This window comes from Galactobacter caseinivorans, assembly GCF_003640665.1.
Classification (GTDB): Bacteria; Actinomycetota; Actinomycetes; order Actinomycetales; family Micrococcaceae; genus Galactobacter; species Galactobacter caseinivorans.
On the sequence record NZ_QQXL01000019.1, the window covers coordinates 1 to 212 of the forward strand.

The 212-nt window shown below is 59.0% G+C and carries 2 tRNA genes; both read left to right on the plus strand.

What is annotated here, in order from left to right:
• Positions 1 to 3 precede the first annotated feature (3 nt).
• Positions 4 to 75 (plus strand) — tRNA-Val (locus DWQ67_RS13550).
• A 63-nt stretch (positions 76 to 138) separates the two neighbouring features.
• Positions 139 to 212 (plus strand) — tRNA-Gly (locus tag DWQ67_RS13555).

The window sequence follows — 212 nt, forward strand, 5'->3', positions numbered from 1 at the left end:
TAGGCGCGATTAGCGCAGCGGTAGCGCGCTTCCCTGACACGGAAGAGGTCACTGGTTCGATCCCAGTATCGCGCACGAAAACCTCTGCCACAGTGCTCTGCACAGGCGGCAGTGGTTTTTTGATGTGAGTAGCAACATGCGGACATAGCTCAGCTGGCTAGAGCGCCACCTTGCCAAGGTGGAGGTCGCGGGTTCGAATCCCGTTGTCCGCT